The 23,482-nt window shown below is 72.1% G+C and carries 14 protein-coding genes; 11 read left to right on the forward strand and 3 right to left on the reverse strand.

Annotation, left to right across the window (positions count from 1 at the left end; translation table 11 throughout):
• Positions 1-83: 83 nt before the first annotated feature.
• The gene (locus tag AC07AL_RS14630; protein WP_478317591.1) at positions 84-1,748 is read right to left on the reverse strand and encodes a serine/threonine-protein kinase; all 1,665 of its coding nucleotides are present in this window, start codon (positions 1,746-1,748) and stop codon (positions 84-86) included.
• A 239-nt stretch (positions 1,749-1,987) separates the two neighbouring features.
• Between AC07AL_RS14630 and AC07AL_RS14635 the strand changes: the two genes are divergently transcribed.
• A complete protein-coding gene (locus tag AC07AL_RS14635) occupies positions 1,988-2,542 on the forward strand; it encodes a TetR/AcrR family transcriptional regulator (RefSeq protein ID WP_478317595.1) in 555 nt (184 codons plus the stop codon).
• Between the two features lie 203 nt (positions 2,543-2,745).
• The gene (locus tag AC07AL_RS14640; RefSeq protein ID WP_478317592.1) at positions 2,746-3,858 is read left to right on the forward strand and encodes an agmatine deiminase family protein; all 1,113 of its coding nucleotides are present in this window, start codon (positions 2,746-2,748) and stop codon (positions 3,856-3,858) included.
• Here AC07AL_RS14640 and AC07AL_RS14645 read toward each other — a convergent pair.
• Complete coding sequence (locus tag AC07AL_RS14645; protein ID WP_363587559.1) at positions 3,855-4,463, reverse strand: TetR/AcrR family transcriptional regulator; 609 nt, start codon at positions 4,461-4,463, stop codon at positions 3,855-3,857. The genes AC07AL_RS14640 and AC07AL_RS14645 overlap by 4 nt on opposite strands.
• Positions 4,464-4,669: 206 nt before the next feature.
• Between AC07AL_RS14645 and AC07AL_RS14650 the strand changes: the two genes are divergently transcribed.
• Complete coding sequence (locus AC07AL_RS14650) at positions 4,670-5,869, forward strand: agmatine deiminase family protein (protein WP_363587561.1); 1,200 nt, start codon at positions 4,670-4,672, stop codon at positions 5,867-5,869.
• A gap of 137 nt (positions 5,870-6,006) precedes the next feature.
• Here the strand turns inward: AC07AL_RS14650 and AC07AL_RS14655 are convergent, their stop codons facing one another.
• Positions 6,007-9,126 carry a phosphocholine-specific phospholipase C gene (locus tag AC07AL_RS14655; RefSeq protein ID WP_363587563.1) on the reverse strand — a complete coding sequence of 1,040 codons (3,120 nt, stop codon included), beginning with the start codon at positions 9,124-9,126 and terminating at the stop codon, positions 6,007-6,009.
• A 268-nt stretch (positions 9,127-9,394) separates the two neighbouring features.
• Here AC07AL_RS14655 and eccB point away from each other — a divergent pair, with 268 nt between their 5' ends.
• From eccB to AC07AL_RS14695, 8 genes are all read left to right on the forward strand, one after another.
• Positions 9,395-10,873: a type VII secretion protein EccB gene (gene eccB, locus AC07AL_RS14660; protein ID WP_363587565.1), complete on the forward strand. Its 1,479-nt coding sequence runs from the start codon at positions 9,395-9,397 to the stop codon at positions 10,871-10,873.
• A gap of 105 nt (positions 10,874-10,978) precedes the next feature.
• A complete protein-coding gene (locus AC07AL_RS14665) occupies positions 10,979-11,290 on the forward strand; it encodes a hypothetical protein (protein ID WP_400472581.1) in 312 nt (103 codons plus the stop codon).
• Between the two features lie 41 nt (positions 11,291-11,331).
• Positions 11,332-11,628, forward strand: coding sequence for a hypothetical protein (locus AC07AL_RS14670; protein WP_363587569.1), 297 nt, complete (start codon positions 11,332-11,334; stop codon positions 11,626-11,628).
• A 21-nt stretch (positions 11,629-11,649) separates the two neighbouring features.
• Positions 11,650-12,015 (forward strand): hypothetical protein, encoded by a 366-nt coding sequence (locus AC07AL_RS14675; RefSeq protein ID WP_363587571.1) that lies wholly within the window; start codon positions 11,650-11,652, stop codon positions 12,013-12,015.
• A gap of 89 nt (positions 12,016-12,104) precedes the next feature.
• Positions 12,105-14,510 carry a hypothetical protein gene (locus AC07AL_RS14680; RefSeq protein ID WP_478317593.1) on the forward strand — a complete coding sequence of 802 codons (2,406 nt, stop codon included), beginning with the start codon at positions 12,105-12,107 and terminating at the stop codon, positions 14,508-14,510.
• 146 nt (positions 14,511-14,656) lie between these two features.
• A complete protein-coding gene (locus AC07AL_RS14685) occupies positions 14,657-15,109 on the forward strand; it encodes a YbaB/EbfC family nucleoid-associated protein (protein ID WP_363587575.1) in 453 nt (150 codons plus the stop codon).
• Positions 15,102-15,404, forward strand: coding sequence for a hypothetical protein (locus tag AC07AL_RS14690; protein WP_363587577.1), 303 nt, complete (start codon positions 15,102-15,104; stop codon positions 15,402-15,404). Before AC07AL_RS14685 ends, AC07AL_RS14690 begins: the two co-directional genes overlap by 8 nt.
• Positions 15,405-15,480: 76 nt before the next feature.
• A partial coding sequence (locus tag AC07AL_RS14695) for a WXG100-like domain-containing protein (RefSeq protein ID WP_478317596.1) occupies positions 15,481-23,482 on the forward strand: 8,002 nt, incomplete at its 3' end.

Genomic DNA, 23,482 nt, shown 5'->3' on the forward strand with positions numbered 1-23,482 from the left:
GGCCCGGCAGGTTCGTCCCCGACAGGGTCATCGGTCGCCGCAGCTGCTCGTCGTCCAAGCCGTCCGCCCGGGGTGGCGCCGCGTCAGGCGGAGCGGTGGTAGGAGGTGAGCGAGATCCGGACCGGGCCGTCGTCGGCCGTGGCGAGGACGCGGACGATGGCGATGTCCTGGCCACCCTGGGCGCGGACGCAGAAGCTGCGGTCGGCGCGCAGGGCGTTGAAGGGCAGGGAGGAGACCGGCTGGGTCTCGACGCCCTTGACGCAGTCGGGGAGGGTGAGCCGGCCGGTCGGTGCGACGTAGGCGTCGCTGTCCTCGGGGATGGAGAACTCGCCGGCGTGGCGGCCCAGGTACCAGGTGGAGGCGTCCTGGGCGGTGACCTTCCCGGCCTTGAGGTCGAACTCGTAGGTGGGGTCGGGGGAGGTGAGTTCGAGGTTGGTGTGGACGGAGGTGTACCCGGCGGCCGTCGTGGCGGCGGCGGTGGCCTGGCCGGGGGCCGGAGCGGTGGTGGCGGCGGCGCCGGCGGACGGGGCGAGGCCGGCGGCGACGTTCTGGTCGTCGAGGTCGTCGAGGGCGTCGAGGTACTCGGGATCGAGCAGGACGAACGCGGCCGCGGCGCCGACGAGGAGGGCGGCGGTGGTCAGGAGCACGGTGCGGGTGCGGGTGCGGGTGCGCCGGCGGGCCGGGGCGGCGGGCTCGGGTCTGTCGGGGGCCGGTTGCAGCCGGGTGGGCGGCGGGGCGGGGAGGCCGAGCGTGGTCGGGGCGTCGGCCGCGGCCCGGGCCGGGGAGAGGACGGTGGCGGGCGGGGCGGGTGCGCCGGGCGTGGTCGGCAGGTCGCTGTGGCGGCGGATCGCGCTGCTGACCCGCTGGGGCAGCCAGTCGTCGGAGAAGCGGAGCTCGCCGCCGGTGGCGGGGTGCCGGCGGGCGGCCTCGATCAGCTGGGCGGTGCCCGGCCGGTCCTCGGGGCGCTTGGCCAGGCAGAGCCGGACCAGTTCGTGCAGTCCGGGCGGCAGCTGGGAGAGGTCGGGCTCCTCGTGCACCGCCCGGTACAGCGAGGCGGGCTCGGGCCCGTCGCCGAAGGGGGGAGTGCCGGAGCCGACGTAGGCGATCAGGGCGCCCAGCGCGAAGACGTCGGTGGCCGGGGAGGCGGACAGGCCGAGGGCCTGTTCGGGGGCCATGAAGCCGGGCGAGCCGATCCGCAGACCGGTGCCGGTGAGCGGGCTGGCGTCGGCGGCCCGGGCGATGCCGAAGTCGATGACGCGGGGGCCGTCGGCGGCGACGAGGACGTTGCCGGGCTTGAGGTCGCGGTGGACGACGCCCGCCGCGTGGATCGCCTGGAGGGCCTCGGCGATGCCGGCGAGGAGCAGCAGGACGGCCCGTTCGGGCAGCGGTCCGTAGTGCTGGACGACCTGCTGGAGGGAGGGGCCGGGCACGAAGGTGGTGGCCAGCCAGGGAGTGGCGGCGTCGGTGCCCGCGTCGACCACCTGGGCGGTGTAGAGGCCGTGGATGCGCCGGGCGCTGGCGACCTCCTGGGCGAAGCGGTGCCGGAACTCGGGGTCCTCGGCGAGTTCGGGCCGGACGACCTTGAGCGCGACCGGCCGCCCGCCGGGGGTGTAGGCCAGGTAGACGAGGCCCATGCCGCCCGCGCCGAGCCGCGCGCAGAGGCGGTAGCCGCCGACCTCGCGGGGGTCGTCCGGGGACAGCGCCTGGAACGCCGTGGGCGACGGGGCGCCGAAGGGCTCTGCGGTCATGCTGGCTCCCAGCGGGTCGTGCGGGTGGGACGGGGGAGTGGCGGAGCGGGGGCGGGGCAAGGCGGGGCGGGGCGGGGCGAGGGTGCGGCGGGTGGGCCGGGGCCCGGGCGGACGCCGGTGTCGTGAAGCGCACCGGATCATACCCCGACTGGGATTTCAGTCAGGAATGGGGTCCTCCGGTCGGTCGGTGCCCCGTCCGGGTAAGGTGATTCCTTGTGGCTGACCGTCGAACCTTGATCATGGAAGCGGCTGCGCGGGTCATCGCCCGGCGCGGCGTCCGCGGGCTGCGCGTGGAGGAACTGGCGGCGGAGGCGGGTGTGTCCACCGCGCTGATCTACTACCACTTCAAGGACCGCGCGGGGATCCTCCGCGCGACGCTGGAGTTCATCAACGACCGGGCCGAGCGCTACACGACGGAGCGCGCGGCGGACGCGCCGCCGCTGGACGTCCGGGGCGAGCTGGAGCAGACGCTGCTGCTGGAGCTCCAGGACACCCCCGAGGTGCGGGAGAACAGCACGGCCTGGGGCGAGCTGCGGGCGAGTGCGGTGTTCGACCCCGAGCTGCGGGAGGACCTGGCCCGGGCCACCCTCGTCTGGGTCCAGGAGGTCGCGGAGCTGCTCGGACAGGTGCGGCCGATGAACGGGGCCGCCGCCCTGGCGGCCTCGGCCGAGCGGCTGACCGCGCTGCTGGAGGGGCTGAGCGTCCGTTGGCTCAGCGGCAGCCTGCCGGTGGCGCACGCGCGCGAGCTGATGGCCGGCGCGATCGAGGCCGAAGTGGAGCGACTGCGCGGGTAGCGCGCGTCGCGTTCCGGCCCCGGGCGAGGCGGCCCGGGGCCTTCTCGCGCGCCGGGCCTCTTCCCGGGCCGGGCCTTTTCCCGTGTCGGGGCCGGCTGGGCAGTTCCATGATCTGGAGCTTGACTGAAAATTCAGTCAATGTCAGAGTTGCGGCTGCGGGGCCACCGGTCACTCGGTGGGCAATACTTGATTCGGAGATCGTCATGAGCAACACCCACGGTGACAACCGCTCCCTGTTCGACCGCCTCTTCGGGGCCCCGCCCCCGCACCAGGCGGAGCACGGGCTGCCGTACGCCGGCGAGGCCGGGCTCCCGCAGTGGTGGGTGGACCGCGACGACGTCCCGCACGCCCGCACCTGGATGTCCTGGCCGTCCCGCAAGTCCGTCTGGGGCCGGCAGCTGGCGGGTGTCCAGCAGGACATCGCGCTCATCGCCCGGACGATCGCCCGATTCGAGCCGGTGGTCATGTGTGCCCCGGACGACTACAGCGTCCGGGAGGCCCGGTCCCTGTGCGGATCCGCCGTCACCGTGACGGACGCCGTCCCCACCGATGACCTCTGGATGCGGGACACCGCCCCGGTGTTCCGGTGCGACGGCTACGGGCGGCTCGACGCCGTCGGCCTCAACTTCAACGGCTGGGGCGGCAAGCAGACCCACCGCGACGACGCGGAGGTCGCGCGCGGCATCGCCGAGATGCTCCGACTCCCCTTCTCCTACGCGGAGTTCGTCGGCGAGGGCGGCTCGGTCGAGACCGACGGCGACGGCACCCTGATGGCCACCGAGAGCAGCCTGGTCAACAAGAACCGCAACCGGGGCATGAGCCGGGACGAGATCGAGGAGGCCGTCCTGGAGGTGTACGGCGCGGACAAGATGATCTGGGTCCCCGGGATCAAGGGCCGGGACATCACCGACGACCACATCGACGTCACCTCCCGGTTCGTCCGGCCGGGCGTCGTCCTGGTGCAACTGCCCCCGGCGGACCGCCACGACGTCTGGGCCCGGGACGCCCGCGAGCAGTTCGACATCCTCTCCCGGGCCACCGACGCCAGGGGCCGCCGGCTCCGGGTGATCCGGGTGGACGGCCCCGACACCGTCCGCTCGCGCGACTCGAAGTTCGTCGACTCGTACCTGAACTTCCACGTCGTCAACGGGGGCGTGATCGCGGCGCAGTTCGGCGACGTGTACAAGGACGAGGCCGCCCGGCGCACCCTCGCCGAGGCCTTCCCCGGGCGTGAGGTCGTCCAGCTCGACGTCGACCGCCTGATGGCCGGGGGCGGCGGCATCCACTGCTCCACGATGCAGGAACCGCTGCCTTAGGGCCTGTCCGGTCGGCCCGGGAGACGTTCGGCCCGCCAGCCCGCGATCTCCGTGCCGATCGCCTCGCCGAGCAGGCTGCGCGCGCGGTCGAGCGGCAGCGAGCCGCTCAGCCACCGGATGGAGAGGCCCTCCAGGAGTGCGGTGAGGCGTTCGGCGGAGGCCGCGTGCGCGGGCGCGGTGCCGAACGGGTGGGCGCGGCCGAGCAGGCCGGCGATCTCGTGCACCCAGGTGTGGGTGGCCCTGGCCAGGTCCTCGCGGAGGCGGGACTCGAAGACCGCGCTGGCCCGCAACTCGCCCCAGGCGGTGCTGTTCTCGCGGACCTCGGTGGAGTCCTGGAGTTCCAGCAGCAGGGCCTGGGCCAGTTCGCTCCAGGGGTCGTTCGCGGGCGCCCCGGGCTCCGGTTCGGCGGTGTAGCGGTCGGCCCGTTCGCCGATGAACTCCAGGGTCTCGCGGAGGATCCCGGCGCGGTCGGTGAAGTGGTAGTAGATCAGCGAGGTCGACACCCCGGCCGCGGCCGCCAGTTCCCCCACCCGCAGTCCGCGTACGCCGCGTCGCGCGATGAGTCTCGTGGCCGCTCTCAGTATCTCTGTTCGACGGTCTGGCATGGTGGTCCACTGTACTCGAATTATTGACTGAACTTTCAGTCTCTCCCGGGAGGCGCCCACCCGGCCCACCCGGCCCACCCGGCCCGGCGGATCGCCCGATTCGCCCGATCGGCGCCGCGCGGGCTCGCCGCCGGACCCGCCGGCCGCCCCTACTGTCGGATATCGCCCGTTTCGGGGTGGAATCCGTGTCAACGAGGGGACCTGCCGTGAGAGAACCCGCCCTGTCCCGCCGGGCCGTGCTGCGCTCCGGGGCGGCCGTGGCCGTGGTCGCGATGGTGGAAGGCTGCGGTTCGTCGGGGGCCTCGTCCCCGAAGGACGAGCCGACCACGGCCGCCGGCACGGGCACGGGAGGAGCCGCGAGCGCCGCGGCGTCGTACGCGATGCCGGCCGAGTGGCGTCCGCACACCAGGACGTTCATGGCCTGGCCGGCCCTCGACTCGGTGTGGGGCGACCAACTGCCCGCCGTCCGCCAGGACATCGCGCACGTCGCGCAGGCCGTCGCCCGGTTCGAACCGGTGGTGCTGATGGCCCGACCGGACCAGAGCGCCGCGGCCCGGCAGCTGTGCGGCTCCAGCGTCGAGGTCCTCGACCTGGCGGTGGACGACCTGTGGGCCCGCGACACCGGCCCGACCTTCGTCACCGGCCCGGCAGGGCTGGCCGGCGTCGACCTCAACTTCAACGGCTGGGGCGGCAAGCAGACCCACGACAACGACGCCAAGGTCGCCCGGAACCTCCTCGACCACTACGGGATCCGGCGCATCCAGGCGCCGATCACCGGCGAGGGCGGCGCGATCGAGGTCGACGGCGAGGGCACCCTGATGGCCACCGAGAGCTCGTGGGTCAACTCGAACCGCAACCCGGGCACGAGCCGCGACCAGATCGAGGGGGCCCTGAAGGACCTGTTCGGCGTCCAGAAGGTCATCTGGTTCGCCGGCGTGGCCGGGCAGGACATCACCGACTGCCACATCGACGCCCTGGCCCGGTTCGCGGAGCCGGGCGTGGTCGTCATCCACCGCCCCGGCCCCGACACGCCGCCGGACATCTGGTCCCGCGCCTCCGACCAGGCCTTGCAGGTGCTCGGCTCCACCACCGACGCCAAGGGCCGCAAGCCGCGGATCGTGGAACTCGCCGAACCCGACCTCACCGGGCAGCCGGACCGGGGCAAGGACTTCCTGGCCACCTACCTCAACTACTACGTCGTCAACGGGGCCGTGATCATGCCCCAGTTCGGGGACAAGGCCTCCGACGACCGGGCGGCGGGCGTGCTGGCCGACCTCCACCCCGGCCGCGAGATCGTCCCGGTGAGCATCAACGCCATCGCGGCCGGCGGTGGCGGCATTCACTGCTCGACCCAACAGCAGCCCGAGGCCGCCGGGGCCTCCGGCGGCTCCTCGGGCCCGGCCTGACCGATCGGTCCGAGCGGCCGGGCCCGACCGGCCGACCAGGCTTGACCGAGCGGCCGGGCCTGACCGAGCGGCCGGGCCGCGCCGAGCCCGGAAAGCAGGGGCGGCGCAGCACGGCCGATCGGGCCGTTCCCGGACGGTCAGCCCGTGATCGGCCGGCTGTCCAGGCGGACGTGGTCGACCGCCCAGTACCAGTTGTTGCCCGCGTCGTACATCCGGAACTTCAGCGTCACCGCCTGCGCCCCCGCCGGGACGGCGAGGCGGCGGGTGACGAGGGCGTTCTGGACGTCCTTGCCGGCGTTGTCGTTGCCGGTGGCGTCGGCGCTGTAGAACACCAGGCGGGTCTCCGTGCCGTTGTCGAACACGGCGGTGACGGACGCCTTCTGCGGGGCCTCCTGCCGGTAGTGCGAGTCGAAGGCCAGGTACAGGGTGTCGGCGCCGGCCGGGAGGCGGACGGCGGGGGAGACGAGCGTGGAGTCGAAGACGCCCTTGCGGGAGGGGGAGCCGGTGTCGTCCCAGTCGTCCGGGTCGGCGACGGCGAGGACGCCCAGGCCGCGGGTGAAGTTGCCGCGGTCCTGCCCGGCCGGGGTGGACCACTCCCGCTTGGTGTGGAAGGTCCAGCCCTGGAGACGGACGGTGCCCTGCGGCATGCCGGGGGCGTTGACCACCGACCAGCCCTGCGGCGCCTGAGCCGTCCAGCCGAGCACGCCGTCCTGCGGCTGGAGCACGCCGGCCAGCGACTCGAAGTCCTCGCCCAGCAGGTGGCCGGCCATCACGGGGGCGGGGCGGGCGGCGAGTTCGCCGTCGGCGATCGCGAAGCGGTCGCCGGCCAGCGCCCGGGCGGTGACCAGGATCCGGTGGGTGGCGCCGTCCGGCAGCTGGGCGGGCGGGGTGACCTCCCAGACGGCGGTGGCGGTGGCGCCGGCGGCGAGCGAGGCGGGCGGCGCGGTGACGGCGGTGACCGTCCAGCCCGGCGGGACGACCGGCTGCGCCTCGACGGCGGTGAGCGCGGCGGTGGCGGTGAGCACGGCCGAGACCCGGGCCGGGCGGCCGGGCAGCAGGACGGGTTCGTCGATGGTGCTGGAGGCGGCCCCGAGGGCGACGTCCACGGCGAGCGGGTCGGCCAGGCCCAGGGCCGGGTCGGTGACCGTCCGGTCGTCCCAGGGGAAGCGGCCGGCGATCCGGCGGCGGAAGGTGAGGTCCCCGCGGACGGCCACCGCGACGTCGTACCAGCCCTCGGGCCGGACCGCGAGGTTGACGGTCCGGTCGTCGCCGGCCGCGACCCGCACCTCGCGCAGCCCGTCGCCGTAGGCGAGGTCGCCGACCAGGAAGGTCTGGGCGGTGCGCGAGCGGTTGATCACGTCGACTTCGAGGACCTTGCCGTCGCGCTCCTCCGACAGCGACACCTCGTACGTGGCGGCGGCATCGCCGCGCAGGTGCCACAGCGCGCCGTTGGGGCCGTGGACGCGCAGGTCGTAGCCCTCCGGGCCGACCGTCCAGACGTCGGAGAGCCGGCTCTTCGCGCCGACGGTGTAGTGCCGGGGCGCGCCGCCCGGTGCCGGGTAGACGGCGAACACCGCGCCCTGGCGGCCCTGGTTGACCAGGTCGAGGGTGAGCTCGCCGCCCTTCAGCCGGGGCTTGACCAGCAGGTCGTAGGGCGCCGGGCGGGCCGAGCGGGTGCCGCGCTGCTGCTGCGGGAAGGCCTGCGGGCTGGGCACGGTGGGGGCGGGGAGCTTGCCGGTGTCGACCACCTTCTGCCGGTTGCCGCTGGTGTCGGGCAGCTGCGGCCAGACCGGGTTGCGGCCGGAGAAGTCGAAGACGTTGGTGAGGTCGCCGCAGACGGTGCGCCGCCACGGGCTGATGTTGGGCTCCTGGACGCCGAAGCGCTGCTCCAGGAAGCGCAGCACCGAAGTGTGGTCGTAGACGGTGGAGTCGACGACCCCGCCGCGGGTCCACGGCGAGACCACGACCATCGGCACCCGCACGCCCAGACCCATCGGGTACGGGCCGGAGACCAGGGTCTCGCCGGCCGGCAGGGTGTCGGACCAGGTGAGCGAGCCGTCCGCGGCCTTGACCCGGTACTTGCCGTCCTGACCGACGACCCGGTGGTAGGTGGCGGAGCCCTTGCCGACGCGGACGACGACCTCGCCGTCCACCGGCACGGTCGACTTGCCGCGCCCGGTGGCCAGCGGCGGGACGGGCGGCAGCTGGTGGTCGAAGAAGCCGCCGTGCTCGTCGTAGTTGAGGATGAAGACGGTCTTCTGCCACACCTCGGGCTTCGCCGCCAGGGCGGCGAGCAGCCGGGCGGTGAGGTGCTCGCCGTTCGGCGGCGCGTAGTTGGCGTGCTCGGAGAGCGCGGCCGGGGCGACGATCCAGGACACCTGCGGCAGCTGGTCGGCCTGGACGTCGGCGGCGAAGGCGTCGACCAGGGCGTCGCCCATCGCGAACGGGTCGTTCTTCTTCGCCGGGTCGCCGACGGCCCGCATGCCGCGCTCGTACAGCGGCTCGCCGGGCTTGGCCTTGACGAAGGGGGCGAACCAGGCGAGCGCGTTGTCGTCGAAGTTGTCCAGCGCCTGGTAGGTCTTCCAGCTGACGCCGGCCCGCTCCAGGCGCTCGGCGTAGGTGGTCCACTCGTAGCCGCCGGGGATCTCGGTGTTGTCGGTCACCGGGGTGTCCCGTACGGTGCCGCCGCTGGTCCCGGTCATCAGGTGGTCGCGGTTGGTGTTGGTGTTGCACTGGACGGACGCGTAGTAGGCGTCGCAGGTGGTGAACACCGAGGCGAGCGCGTGGTAGAAGGGCATGTCGGCGCTCTCGTAGTAGCCCTGGCCGAGCCAGCCGCCGGAGCGGCGGGTGACCGAGCCGTCGGCGAGGCCGTCGTTCCAGGCCTTCATGGAGTCCACGAAGCCGAAGGCGGGCGCGCCCTGCTGGTAGGCGCTGGTGTGCGCGGCGTTCATCGGGAAGGGCAGCAGGTGGCCCTCTTTGCGGCCCGGGTCGGGCTGGTGGAACACCGAGCGCCCGTTGATCCCGCGCACCGCCGTCCGGTCGCCGAAGCCGCGGACGCCCGCCAGGGTGCCGAAGTAGTGGTCGAACGCGCGGTTCTCCTGCATCAGCACCACGACGTGCTGGATGTCCGCCAGCCGTCCGGGCTTGGCCGGCGCGGCGAGCGCCTCCTGGACGCTGATCGGGAGGGCGGACAGCACGGCGGCCGCCGCCGCGCCGCCGAGCAGGCTGCGGCGCGACAGTTCGGGCATCGGACTCATCGGGTGGGGCTCCTTGCTGACGGGCGCCGGACCATCGGTTCGACCCGGACCAGTCATGTTTCTAAGTGACCGAGGTGACCGGGGCCGGGGAGTTCGATGACGATCCGATGGCCGCCAAGGGGCCCGGAGCTGTACAGACAACTTGACTTGACGCCGAGCCACGGAGAACCGCGGTCGACGAAGCCCGGTGAACTCTCGCGCCCCTCCGGGCCGTAGCACCGGGGTGGGGGCGCGGAAGCGGCGCGCCCGGACACCGGGGAGGAACTGGATGCAGTCCCGACGCGACCAGGTGCAGGCGCACCTGTTCGTGATGAGCAGGCTGGCCTCCGGCATGCTGCGGGCCGAGCCCGACGCGCCGGACACCCCCACCGGGCGGACCACCCGGGGCACCACGACCGGACTGGCCGTGGCCGTCCTGATCGGGCTCGGGGTCGTGGTGTACGGGGTCATCAAGCCCGGCGGCGACGCCGGCTGGACCAAGCCCGGCACGCTCGTGGTGGTGGAGGAGACGGGCGCCCGCTACCTGTTCGTGGGCGGGCAGCTGCACCCGGTGCTGAACGACACCAGCGCCCGGCTGGTGGCCGGCGACCAGATGGCGGTCGCCCAGGTCGGCCGGGCGTCGCTCGCGGACGTGCCGCGCGGCGCTCCGGTCGGGATCGTCGGCGCCCCCGACGGGCTGCCGCCGGCCGCCGAACTCGCGGGCGGCACCTGGCTGGTGTGCGGGACCGTCCAGCCCGGCCCGACCGGCGCCCCCGCGCCCCGGCTGGGCCTGCTGATGGACCCGGTCAAGGAGGGCAAGGCGCTGACCCCTGGTCAGGCCGTGCTGGTCTCCCTCCCGGACGGGACGGTGCACCTGCTCTGGCAGGGCCAGCGACTGCGCGTCGACACCGCCAACCAGGCCCTGCAGGCACTCGGCTACGGCGGAGCGACGCCCTTCCCCGTCCCGGCCGGGGTGCTGAACGCGCTGCCCGCCGGACCGGATCTCGCCTCCCCCGCCGTCCCCGGGCGCGGCGGCGACGGCCCGGTGCTCTCCGGGAAGCCGACCCGCATCGGCCAGCTCTTCGACGTCGCCGGCGGTGCGCACTACCTGCTCACCAAGGACGGCCTGGTCCCGCTCACCACGACCCTGTACGAGCTGCTGCGCGGCGATCCGCGCACCCAGAAGGAGGCGTACGCGAACAACGCCCCGGCGCCCGCGCTGATCGGCCCGGTCGACCTGGCCGCCCACACCGCGCCGGGCGGGGCTCCGGCCACGGGACTGCCCGAGACGCCGCCGACCCTGGTCACTCCGCTGCACGGCGAGGGGGTCTGCGCCGACCTGCACACCGGCGCCGGCTCCCCGGTCACCGCGATCACCCTCCTGGACGCGGCCGCGGCGGACACCGGCCGCCCGCCGACGGTCCCGTCGGGTGCGGCGGGCGGCACCTGCGCGGTGGCCGACCGGATCTCCGTCCGGCCCGGGCGCGGGGCCCTGGTCAAGGCGGTCTCCGGCGCGGGCACGGGCAGCACCGAGTACCTGGTCACCGAGGCCGGGGTGCGGTATCCGTTGCCCTCGACGGCCGTCGCCAAACAGCTCGGCTACGGGGGCGCCACGCCGGTCTCGGTGCCCGCCCCGGTGGTCGGGCTGCTCCCCGCCGGGCCGCTCCTCGACCCGGCGGCGGTGGCCGACGGGGCCGCCGCCACGCCGACGGCCGCCTCGACGGCCGCCGCCGCGGCCGCCGCGCCCGGTTCGGCCCCGTGCAGCTGAACCACCCGGTCTCGCGGGCCCGTTGAGTCGGTCAGGAACGTGTGCGGGGTCGCAGTCGCGCCCCCGCTCGTGCAGGGAAGGGAGCATGCCGTGGGCACACCGTCCATGTTGACGAAGGAAGACGAGGCGATCCGCCAGGTTCTTTCGAGCCTGGAGCAGCAGATCGAGAACATGGTGACCGCCGGCCGCACGGTCGAGCGGATCAAGGAGGAGCTCGCCGCCGGCTACATCTCCGGGGCGAGCAGCATGTTCCAGTCGAGGGTCGACGACTGGATGCAGCGCTACCAGCAGGTCATCGGTGCCTTCGAGCACTTCGTCCAGTCCACCCAGGGCGCCAACCAGATCCTCACCCAGGCCGAGGACGACGCCCGGGCACACGCCGCGGACGGCATCTACAACGGGCTCCAGGGCGCCTGAGGGCGCGTCGGAAGAGCAGGAAGACTAGGGAAAGCGAACCGATGGACTTCGGAAACATCCAGCTCCACCACGAGACGGTCGAGCAGTCGGCGGCCGAGCTCCGGCAGGCCGGCAACCTGATGCGCAGCAACCTGGACGAGCTCATGGGCAAGCTGAGGGGCGTGATCGACGGCGGGCACTTCCAGGGTGTCGCCGCCACCGCCTTCGAGGAGCTCTCCCGGGTCGTCGCGGCCAACGAGTCGAAGATGGACGAGGACATCGAGGGCGCGGCGGGCACGCTCACCAAGATGCACGACATCATGATCGAATCGGACTACAACGCCGGCAAGCAGTTCTAGTCCGGGCGGGGGCACGCGACCATGGGTGAATCGACGATCAAGGTGACGGTCGAGGGTCTTGAGACCTTCGTGAAGGACCTGAACGCCTTCGAGCAGGACGTCAACGGCCAGAAGACGTCCTGGAGCGAGGTGCCGGCCCTGAAGCCGGGGCGGGAATCGTTCCCCGCGACGAAGGCCTTGAAGGCCAACTTCGACGCCTTCTCCAAGAGCGTGGGCGAATCGATCGAGGCCATCCGGGGCGACGTCGACAAGATCGTGCTCGACCTGATCAAGGCGCGGGAGAAGCTTCACCTCGGAGACGGTGAAGCCCTGACGGAGGCCCAGATGATGGACGTCCTCAAGGACGTTCTCGGCGGAGTCACCGGAGCTCCCGCCCCGCCCAAGTGAGGGCCGTCGTCGGATCGGACGGTTGTGGGGCCGCCCGATCCGACGGCACACCGATGTCCTGACCCGTGTCACCGCGTTCGGAGGAAACCATGGCGGACGAGCCGCCCAAGACAGAGGCGCCCAAGGTCACGTACACCTGGGAACAGATGCTGGAGGCGTTCGCGGGGTCGGACCACAGCGCCATCGTGAAGCGGGGGGACGTCACGGGGCAGCCGTGGATCACCGGGCAGGAGCTGGTGACGGACTCCCGGTACAACAACAACCTGCGCAAGAAGAAGGACGGCCTGTCCACCCACAACGCCGGCTACGACATGTGGGCGGAGTGGGACTACGGTGACGGCAACGCCACCACCGCGTTCACCACGATCCTGGGTGTGACCTACAACTGGCCCTTCTTCGACGACAAGCCCTCCGGTAAGACGGGGAGCGTGCTGCACCTGTTCCATACCGACCCCGGAGAGATCCTCGGCGGGGCCATCTTCCAGGGGGGCCCGGGTAACGACAACACGAACTACAAGACGCTGACCGAGGCGGCGCGGATCCTCGCCCTGGTGGACACGTTCTTCGCGGACAACCGGGCGAAGATCCACCAGTGGGCCGAGTCCGTGGACGGCGCGGGCAGCGATTTCCAGGGCAGTGCGGCCGGCCGGTTCAAGGAGGTCCTGGTCGGGCTGCAGAACGAGTTCAAGACGCTGCACTACCGACTCAGCGGCGACCTCGACGCGTTCAAGGACGACGCCCCCGCGCCGGCCGCGGGCAGCAGCATCGCCGACAAGCTGAAGGCGGCAGGCGATGCGCTGGTCAAGGTCCAGCAGGACATGTACAACAACGGGTACAACCCCTGGCGCGGGTACAGCGCCTTGACGGACCCCACGGGCTCGTGGGCGTACAAGAAGAACGACGACCCGGACAAGCACGCCACGTACGCCTGGCCGGACCTGTGCATCCACTACGCGTTCACGCAGGAAGTCCAGAAGCTGACGGCGACCCGCTACCCGACGAACGACGCCTCAGGGGATTCGTACGAGGCCACGGTCACCGGCGGCTCTACGACCATGACGAGCGGTTCCACCGGAACCGCGTCGGTCGCCGCCTTCGCCACGGTCCTGAACAACGCGGCGACCAAGCAGTGGACGGACGAGGTCGTCAGGGTGCTCGACAAGGCGGCCACCGACGCCGGGACCGCCCTGGCGACCGCCTACGAGGCCGCGGCCAGGGTCCTGATGTCGTTCGCGGCCCCGGGCATGGACCTGGCGCCGGACAAGGTGGACCCCCCGAAGGACGGCCCCGACAAGGGGCCCGGCGGTCCTGACGGCCCGAAGGACGACACCAAGGGCCCGCCGAAGGGCGGCGCCGGTGCTCCGCCGCCGGGCATCGCGCCGCCCCCGCCGCCGAAGCCCGGCGGGATCGGCGGCGGGGGCGGTGGCAAGGGCGGCGGCACCGGGACCGGTGGCATCGGCGGCATCGGTGGCATCGGGGGGATCGGCGGAGGCAACGGCCAGGCGCCGCTGCTCGACAAGAACGGCAAGCCGGTCCTCGACAAGGACGGCAAGCCGATGTACGTCCCGCCGGGGACGACGGTCAACGGCAAGGGCGAACTCATCGGCCCCGACGGCAAGCCGCTGCTCGGCCCCGACGGCAAGCCCCGGCACGTGCCGGTGGGCACCGTCGTGGGCCAGCCGACCACGGGGTCGGGCGGCTCGGGCGGTTCGGGCGGTTCGGGCGGGTCGACGTCCAATACGCCGTTCAAGGTGCCGCCGGGCTCGAAGATCAACGACGACGGCACGGTCACCACCCCCGAGGGCAACCTGCTGAAGGACTCCAACGGCAACCCGGTGGTGCTCCGCAAGGACGACAAGATCGACGCGGACGGCACCGTCCGCACCGCGAGCGGTCGGCCCGTCTCGCAGTTCGAGCAGCTGCTGTCCGACGAGGAGCACGCGCTCTCCGGGCGGGGCGGCGGGCTCGTCCTCGGTGGGGGAGGTGGCAGCGGCGGCAGCGGCAGCAGCTGGACCGGCCTGCCGAGCTCGCTCGGCGGCGGCGGAATCTCCTTCGGCGGTTCCGGCGGTTCGAGCTCCCTCAAGAGCGGCACCGACCTGTTCGGCGAGCCCTTCAGCGGCCAGGGCTCCGGCCCCAAGACCATGGGCGGCATCGCCGCTCAGGGGCCGCCGCGCATCGGCGTCAGCGACCGCCTGGCCTCCGCCCTGGGCATCGACAAGGGGGCGACGGCCGCCGAGGAGGCCATGGCCTCCCGCACCATGGCGGCCGAGCGGGCGTCAGCGGCCGGGCTGGCCGGCGAGGAGGCCCAGCTGATGGGCCGGGGGGTCTCCACCACCGGTGGCGGCGGCCCCATGATGCCGCCTATGGGCGCCGGTGCCGGCGCGGGCGCGGGCGGTCAGGGGGAGAAGGAACGGCAGCGCACCACCTGGCTGGCCGAGGACGAGGAGGTCTGGGGCACCGACTCGGGCGCCGTGACGGGCGTCATCGGCCGCTGACCGGGCGATTCGCGTCGGCGGTCGAACCGCAGGACCCCGCCCATCCGTAGAGAGAACCGTACGACCCCACGAGCCGGCGCGTCCCGGGCCTCACCCCCGTAGGCCCGGGACGCGTCATCGGGATTCGGGACGAGACGGAAGTGCGGGTGAAGGCGTTGTCGTACGCCGAGCAGATCGAACAGGCCATGGCCGCTCTGGAGGAGCAGCAGGCCAAGATGGCGGTGGCCGCCAAGGAGTTGCAGGCGGCCACCGCCTCGGTGACGTCCAAGGACCGGATGGTCACCGCGACGGTCGGGGCGCAGGGGCAGGTGGTGTCCCTGGTCTTCCACACCACCGCGTACCGGTCGATGGCACCGGCCCAGCTGGGGCAGGTCCTGGCCGACGTGCTGAATACCGCGCGGGCCGACATCGGCGAGCGGGTCGCGGAGACCATGGGCGCGTTCAGCGGCCTGGGCGAGGCCCTGCGGGCCTCGATGACCGGCGGGACCGAACTCGACGACCTCTTCGCGCCGCTGCGGGACATGCGGCCCGGCTACGCCGACGAGGCCGCCGCGGCGGACCGCCGCAAGCGCGACCGGCAGGAGGAGTTCCGTGGCTAAGCCCCAGCTGACCGCGATGGCGGACCTGAAGGACAAGTTCGCCAAGTTCGGCCCGCTCTCGGACACCATCGAGGAAGTCCGCCGGTGGACCGACGAGATCAACGAGTTCAACAAGAGCTCGGCGGGCAACGACGACATCGGCAAGGAGTACCACAAGAACGTGGACGGGCCGACCGCCGATCTCGACGACCTGTTCAAGAAGGTGCGCGACCAGGTCGAGGGCGCCGGAACCAAGGGTCAGAAGACCTCCGAGATGCTGAAGAACGCCGACGAGGAAGCCAAGAACCAGAACTGACGATCCGTCAGGTTCTCGGTCCGGCCCGCTTCGCCCAACCCTCGACGAACGCCAGGAGTACGCCCCCGTGTCGATCATGCTTCCCCCGGCCCTGGCCAAGCTGTTCGGGTTCGTGACCGGCATGAAGTGGCCCGAGGCCAACGAGGACCGGCTGCGCACGGCCGGTGACGACTACCTGGAGATCTACAAGAAGGTCCCCGAACTCCGCTCCTACCTGCTGGAGTTGGTGAACTACGTCAAGGAGGAGTTCGAGGGCGAGGCGGCCGACCGGTTCGTCCAGCAGATGGGGCAGCTGATCGGCGCCGACGGCGGCACCGACTACGTGACGGCCTCCGGGGATTCGGCGAAGGAACTCGGCGACTACGCCCACAAGACCGCCAACCAGGTCGAGTACGCCAAGTGGATGATCATCGCCCAGCTGGTCCAGCTGGCCGCGCAGATCGCCTGGGCCATCGCCAACATCCCGCTCACCTTCGGGGCTTCGCTGGCCACCATCTTCGCCGCCGAGGTGGCGACCAGGGAGCTGGTCAAGCAGGTCTTCATCTGGCTGTTCAAGCAGATCGCCCTGCACGAGTTCCTGAACATCACCACCTCCATGATCATGGACGGGATCATCCAGGGCATCCAGATCGGCCAGGGCCACAAGGACCACTGGGAGAAGGACACCTTCCTCCAGGCGATCGAGTTCGGCGCGATCAACGGCCTGCTCACCGGCCCGCTGGAACTGTTCACCTTCGGCTTCGGCAAGCTCTTCGGGAAGATGTTCGGCGGCGGCATCGGCAAGGAGCTGCAGAACAACCTCAAGAACCTGGCCGGCGCCGAGCTGAAGACCGCGGCAGACCTCGCCAAGGGCGCGGGCCGCTCGCTGGAGAACGCGGGGCTCAACACCCTCAAGAAGACCGGCGAGGGCGGGCTGGCGGGCCTCGGCAAGACCGGGGTGAAGGACGGCCTCAAGGGCGCGGCGGAGGGTGCGGCCAAGACCACGGCCAAGGACGCGGTCGAGGGTGCGACGAAGACCACGGCCAAGGGCGCGGCGGAGGGCGCGGCCAAGACCACGGCGAAGGACGCCGTGGAGGGTGCGACGAAGACGACGGCCAAGGGTGCGGCCAAGGACGCGGCGGAGGGTGCGGCCAAGACCGCAGGCAAGGACGCGGCCAAGGGCGCGGCGGAGGGTGCGGCCAAGACCACGGCCAAGGACGCCGTGGAGGGTGCGGCCAAGACCGCAGGCAAGGACGCGGCGGAGGACGCGGTCAAGGCCGCCGAGAAGAAGCTGTCCAACGTCGAGAAGTTCACCCAGGAGATGGGCAAGTCCTTCGAGGAGCAGCTCGGGAGCCTGGGCATCTCCAAGGACCTGGCGAACGAGGCCGGGCGGAAGGTCGCCGAGACGATCGCCGGCAGCGGCGCCCGCTACGCCGTGGACCTCGGGACCGTCCGCAAGCTCCTGGACGCGGCGGTCAAGGACGCCGGCAAGGGCGGCGAGCACCAGGCCGTCAAGGACCTCGCGGACCGGACGCTCCACCTGATGGACGGTCTGCGGCCGCAGACCGGACTGCAGATGCTCTACAAGTTCGGCGAGGGCATCGGCGGCTACCTCAAGGGCGGCGTCCAGAACATCCTGACCGAGGGCACCTACAACTCGATCTTCGGCGACGGCTCGTTCTCGGTCACCGCCGAGACCTTCTTCGCCGGCGTCGCCATGGGCGCGATCGGCCACGCCGGGCACACCCTCACCGGCCCGGCCCGGCTCCGCTTCCAGGACAAGATCCGCGCGTGGGACGAGGAGTCCAGGAACAGCAGCGACGACAAGTACTACGGCCTGGGACACCCGCGAACCCTGCTGGCCATCGCGTCCACGCTGATGGGGCACCCGACCTCGCTGCTGATCCCCCGGCCGGAGGGGCCCAAGGCCCGCGAGGCGCGGCTGGCGGCGGAGGGGAACTTTGAGCACGCCACCCAGCCGAAGGACTTGCCCACCAGTTCCGACGGCTCCAAGTCGCAGCCGTCCACGACGGGGGAGCGGCAGACCAAGGACGCTCCGACCAAGACGGAGGCCAAGGCCCCCGAGGAGACGTCGAACAAGCCCGAGCCGCCGGCCAAGGTACCGACGTCCGGCGGCGGCTCGCACGAGCAGGGGCAGAAGTCGACGCAGCAACCCCCGGCGCACGAGACGGTGCCCGCGCCCGCCACGACGTCCGAATCCAACGTCCCCGCCCCCGCCCACGTCCCGGTGACCGGCGGGCACGAGCAGCCGAACCCCCGGGAGCAGCAGAACCCCCGGGGGAACGAGAACACCCGCGACAACGAGAACCCCCGGGAGAACGAGAACCCCCGGGAGAACCCGAAGACCCCCGAGCAGCAGAACCCCCGGGGGAGCCAGAACTCCCACGAGAACCAGAAGACCCCCGAGCAGCAGAGCGCCCACGAGAACCAGAAGACCCCCGAGCAGCAGAGCGCCCACGAGAACCAGAACACCCACGAGAACCAGAACACCCACGCCCGCAACGAGGAACTGCAGTACCTGGAGGTCGACGAGTCCAACGCCCCGAAGGAGCACGGCCACCACCTGCCGTCCGCCGGCCCGGAGCGGCAGCCCGGCTGGGTGCTCGGTGACAGGCCGTCCCAGGAGACGTTGAAGGCCCTGGAGCGCCTGCCCCTCGACCCGTCCCGCTTCGCCCTGGTGATCCACACCAACGAGCACGGGATGCCGATGCACAACGGCCGCGAGCTGTCGGTGGAGAAGCTGGCCTCCGTCGTGCGCGGGCTCGCCCAGACCGGGCACCTCGGCGGGGACCGGCGCACGATCGAGTTCGTCGCCTGCGACCTGAACGGGCCGCTCAACTCCCGGTACGTCCAGGAGGTGATGGAGCACGTCTGGGCGGACCCGAAGCTCGCCGACGTCAAGGCGGTGGCGGCCGACGGTCCGGTCTGGGTGGTGCCGGGGTTCGACTCCCCGACCGCGATGAAGGAGGGCCCCGGTACGGGCCACGTCGTGGTCGCCGCGAAGGTCGGCTTCGGCCGGGACGGCAAGCCGGTCGTCGAGGGTGGCGGGAACTGGTACGAGTACGTCAACCCCGCCTCCGAGGAAGGCCGGGCGCGCGTCGAGGCCGGCGAGCCGCTGGTGCGCTCGTACCCCTCGCCGCTGCCGGAGCACTACACGTCGGGCTCCAAGCACACGGACATGGCGGAGGCCTCGGTCTTCGGCGACGCGGCGAAATCCGCGCAGGAGCACGAACGATCGGCGCCAGGCCAGGAACCGCCACCGGCCTACCACTACACCGACGCGCCCGAACACGTCCGCGCCGAGGAGGGCGGTCGGCGCGGGGAACAGTGGCGCCAGGCCCAGCGGGACCTCCAGGACGCCTACGACGCCAAGCTCGCCGAGGCGGCCGACAAGCTCCGCCAGGACCCGGACGGCAGCGGCCACGTCCATGACGCGCAGGCCGAGGAACTGCTCCGCGAGGCCTTCACCGACGGGCCCGTTCGCTTCCCCGACGACGCGCCGCCGGGCCTGCCCACGGCGGTGTGGAAGCGCGCCAAGGACCTGATGTACCAGGAGCTGACGGCCCGGCCGCAGGACCGCGAGCAGATCCTCGACGGCCTCGACGGCCTCACCCACCTCGCCGCGGTCCGCGAGGCGGCCGTCCGGGTGGCGATGGAGCGCTTCGACCGGACGGTGACCGAGTGGAGCGCCCCGCCGCGCGCCCTCGGCGACGGCCCCGTCACGGTTTCGCACGCCGACCTCCCGGCGGTGACCCGGGACCTGATCCGCAGCGAGGCGCGGGGCGGCTTCAGCGCCCGGGCCGAGGCCGAGGTGGCCCGGATCTACGCCCGCCCGGAGGACCTCACCGGCGCGGGCAACGCGCAGGCCCAGCACGCCCTGAACCGGCTCACCGAGCACCTGCGCGGCGAGCTCGACTTCCGCGCCGACCACGAGACCGCGCTCGCCCAGGCGGAGCACCTGGTCGAGCGGGCCACCGCAGACTGGTACGACCGCCTCTCCCCGGCCGACCGGGAGCTGCTCGCCGCCGCCGGGGTGACGGAGCGCCCCGAGCTGTCACCCGACAGCGTGACCCTGATCAGGGAACAGCTGCGGGACCGCCTCGGCACCGACTTCGAGGAGGTCGCCGGCCCCGTCGACACGGCCGCCGGACCGCGCCGCGAGCGTACCCAGGCCGCGGACCTCTTCGGCCTGGCGCTGGCCGGCCGCGCCCAGGGCCTGCCGCACGAGTTCGCCGTCCAGGCGGTCCGCGAGGCGGCGATCCGGCGCGCCGCCACGGAGGCGGAGAAGGCGACCGAATCCTGGAACACGGACGCCGGCGCCGAGCGCAAGGACCGGGCCACCGCCTTCGGGGCGACCGAGCACGACGTCCAGCAGGCCCGTGGCACCGTCACCCGCGAACTGGCCCGGGACGTCGACCGGCTGGTCGCCGACCACCTCAACCGGAACACCGAGGACACCGAGGCGTTCGGGCGGGAGCTCGACGAGCTCACCGGCACCGGCGCCGTCCACGACCGGCTCACCCACCAGGCCGCCCGCCTCGCGGCCCGCCGCGCCGCCGAGGAGGCCGCCGAGAAGGCCGCCCAGGAGCACGGCGGCCTCACCGGGCACGGCATCGGCCGCCTGAAGGAGGGCCACCGGGACCGGATCACCTCCGCCTTCGACCAGGTGTTCGGCAAGCCCGAGGACCTGAAGGTCCGCCAGGAGGAGTGGGACGCACGGCACCGGGAACTCACCGAGGAGCTGGCCGAGCACGCCGCCTTCGAGGCCGAGGCCGCGCCCGCCCTGCACGACGCCGCGGCGGGGTTCGAGGACCGGGCGGCGCCGCACGTCCTCACCGACGACGTGATCGCCTTCCTCAAGCGCGAGTACGGCGACGAGTTCTTCGAGCGGTACCGCGAACTGTGGAAGCTCGCCCACCTGGACGCGGCCGGCTGGCGCGCCCACGAACGCGGCCACGAGGACGCCTTCGCCCGCCGCCGGGAGGAGGAGGCCGCGGCCGCCGAGGAGCAGCTCGCGCTGGTCCGGACGACCGCTCGCCCCGACACCCCGGAGGGGGCGGGCCACCACACGGATTTGCGCGAGACGGATTCGCACGAGACGGATTCGCACGAACGCCCTCGGCAGGACGACCTCCCCGAGTCCATCGAGACGGCGCTGACCGGCGCCACCACCCGGCCCGAGGAGCAGCCCGCACCGTCGCACACCGAGGCCCCGTCCGACCTCACGCTGCGGCCCCGGCCCGACGGCGAGGCGGTCGTCCACACCTCCGACGAGACGGTGGTCGTGCATGAGTCCGTGGAGTCGCCGGTGTCGGCGCCGCGGATGGTGGTGGATCGGACGCCGCGTTTCGTGGTGCAGTCGTCGTTCGAGGCGCGTCGGTTCGATCATGAGGGTCCGGTGACGGATCTGACGGTGCGGATCGATTTCGTCGAGGGTGGTCGGGGTCACAACACGGCTCTGGTGTGGGACAAGGTCGTTCGGGGTGTGGAGGAGTACCTCAACGCGCCTGGTTACCGGTTGGCCAATGGTGACCGGATGCATGTCACGGTGTTGCCGGCCAGGCTGGGTGAGCGGGCGCATCTGACGGTCGACCTGGTTTCGCGGGGCCGGGAGATGGACCAGAAGTCCTGGTGGCTGGACGCGGATCCGATCGACTACGCGCACGAGTTGGGCCACCAGATCGGTCTGCGGGACGAGTACCGGGCTTCGGGTCTGTCTCATCGTCCTGCGGTCGAGGGGAGTCTGCTGGGTGACCACCGGGCTCCGGCGCCGGAGGGGTTGCGGCAGGGTGGTCTGCGGGAGCGGCACTTGCAGCTGATCTCGTCGGTGGTGGGGCACCTGGACCCGGCTGCTACGCATGGCCGGACCTGGGATGAGGCCTGGTCGTTGGCGGCGGTGCATGACCGTGAGCATGTCTGGGTGGACCCGGTGTCGGCTCCGCTCGGGATCGGCTCGCACGAGGGTGGCCCGCTCGACGTCGCGCCGAGGGCGAACATCCATGAGGACAACCTGCCGGCGGAGCACAAGCGGCTCATCAAGCAGCCGGGCTATTCGTCCGGTGACCAGTTCGGGATCTCGGTCGCGCTGCTGAACGACCCGAATCTGCATGTTCTGATCGCGCGGGGGCCGCGGACGGCGGAGGGTCATGCCGTCAATCCCAAGGACAAGTCCCTGGAGATCGAGGCCTTCTACCGTTCCATCGGGATCTCCGACGACCGTATCCACACCGTGGACGTACCGAGCATGGAAACGAGTCATCTCTACGCGGTGATGGACGCGGAGGCTCATCGCATCGTGGCCGAGGACTGGGAGGTCCTCTCCGAGCAGGACCAGGAGGCGGTGGTCAAGAGCGTCACGTTCGGTACCGACAAGGTCGCCAAGGTGTTCTCGGAAACCCTGCGCGAGACCGTCCGTGACGCCTGGAAGATGGACCCCGCGCGCGACCAGCAGGTCGCGGGCTGGCTGGGGGAGCGTGGGATCACGCTTCCTGCCGAGGGTGCGAAGGTCCTGGTGCTGTGGTCCCGTTTCACCGGCAAGGTGACCCAGTGGGCCGACCTGGGTGGCCGGATGGAGCACGACACGAGCTTCCAGGGCGTGCGGCAGATCCTGCGGGAGGTCGCCCGTGAGCAGGGCATGGTGCTCATCACCGGTGACCCGCACCCTTCTCGGCAGAACAAGTGGAACGAGTTGGTCGCGGAGATGCGCGCGGAGCTCGGGATCGACACCATCCACCACATCACCGGCTTCTGGAAGGACGGCGGACCGGACCCCTCGGTCTGGACGGAGAACCTCAGGACCGGGCAGTTGAGGCTGTACGACTTCCTGGACCGCCACTACGACATGAACCACCTGGGGACCCGCTCCGGAAACCTGGAAGCCGCCGCGCTGCTCGGCCACAAGGTCACGTACCTGGAGGAGAAGGGCTCCAGCGGACGGGAGCGGATGGAGAAGTGGCACGAGCAGGACGCAGGCAAGACCAAGGCCGGAGGCATGGCGCCGGGCTACGAGCGTGTGGTGATCCCCACCCCGCCCACCGCGTCCGGCCGGTTCACCGTCCCGTTCGATCAGAAGCACGGCGGCCGCCTGGCGGCGGGTGAACGAGACAACGGTCTTGCGCCGGTGGGCAAGGGCAATGGCCACCAGCCGCTGGGCATGGTCGACCACGGGTTCCAGCCGCCGGGTGGGACCGTCCTGTGGCGCAAGCCCGCGGCGGTCTACGGCAAGGAACGCGGCTTCGGCTTCGAGGCACTGGCCAAGATCCGGGAGCAGTTGGGGTTGTCAGGTGACCGGCCGCTCGACGCCGGGCAGTTCGCCGCCGACCGTGCCCAGCACCTGCAACGCCGGTACGACAAGCTGCGCGGCGACATCGTGACGTACTCGGGCGGCGGACCGGAGGTGGAGAAGTACCTGGACACGTTCGACGAGGTCTTCCACGCCGACAGGCCGCGGTACGCCGAGAGCGCCCCGTGGCAGGTGTACCGGAGGATGGCCGAGGAGGGGCTGCCCTTGCTGCCCGAACTCTGGACGTACCACCGCAGCCTCCGCGACCGCTCGGACCTCTACCAGCTGGGCTACCAGATCCACGAGGTGCCCCGCGACGGCGACTGTCTCTACCACTCCGTCAACCACCAGCTGGGGACGGCCGTCAGCCCGCAGGCAGTGACGACGCTGCGCAACCGCGTCACGAGGTGGATCAGCCAGAACCGTGACCTGGTCACCGTCTTCGCGACCGAGCGCGGGTCGACCTTCAGCGACCTGGCCTGGATGGCCAAGACCAGGGGGTGGTGGGCCGGGTCCAACGGGGACCTGATCCCGACGATCGTCGCCTCGGCCCTGGGGGTGCGGCTGCACATCTTCGACGGGGTCAACTGGCACTCCTTGGCGCCGGTACCCGGTGCCCCCGAGGGCAACAGGGATGTGTCCCTGTTCCTCTCCGAGAGCCACTACTCCCCGCTGAGTCCTGTCCCCGCTCCGGAAGAGGCACCGGCTGCCGCCAGCACCCAGGAGGGCGATGGGGCCCCGAAGCGGCCGCTTGAGCACAACAGTGACTCGGAGCCGGAGGATTCGGCGGAGAAGA

It is taken from the genome of Kitasatospora sp. NPDC043949 (genome assembly GCF_056435365.1).